This window comes from Mariniflexile aquimaris (assembly GCF_042676825.1).
Lineage (GTDB): Bacteria > Bacteroidota > Bacteroidia > Flavobacteriales > Flavobacteriaceae > Mariniflexile > Mariniflexile aquimaris.
On the sequence record NZ_JBHTIB010000043.1, the window covers coordinates 1 to 579 of the forward strand.

General features: G+C 45.1%; 1 protein-coding gene. It reads left to right on the top strand.

The annotated features are described in order from the left end of the window. A partial coding sequence (locus tag ACFQ0I_RS17320) for an Ig-like domain-containing protein (RefSeq protein WP_379944250.1) occupies positions 1-579 on the top strand: 579 nt, incomplete at both ends.

Genomic DNA, 579 nt, shown 5'->3' on the forward strand with positions numbered 1-579 from the left:
CCACACCAGTACAAGGTGTTGCAAACGGACTGTTAGTATTAAATACCGATGGAACATTCACTTACACACCAAATACAGGCTTTACAGGAACAGATAGTTTTGTGTATAGCGTATGTGATAACGGAACACCACAAGCTTGCGATCAGGCTACGGTTTACATTACCGTAATCAAACCAGCACCAGCAAATTCAACCAACGCCGAGAACGATATCAACAATACGGTTGTAAACACCCCAGTAACGGGTAATGTATTAACCAACGATACCGATCCGGAAGGCGATACCCAACGCGTCACCACCACTACAGTAACTACCGCACTGGGCGTTATTGTAACAATCGACGCTACTACAGGAGTATATACCTATACACCACTAGCGGATTATGTAGGTGAAGACAGTTTTGAGTACACCATATGTGATGATGGTACCCCAGAGGCCTGCGATACCGCGATGGTTTACATCGAAGTGTTACCAGTAGGCGGACCAGAGAATGAAGCACCAATCGCGAATGCAGATACCGCAGGCACTAAAATAAATACTCCGGTAACGGGCAATGTGTTATCAAATGATTTTGATCCAG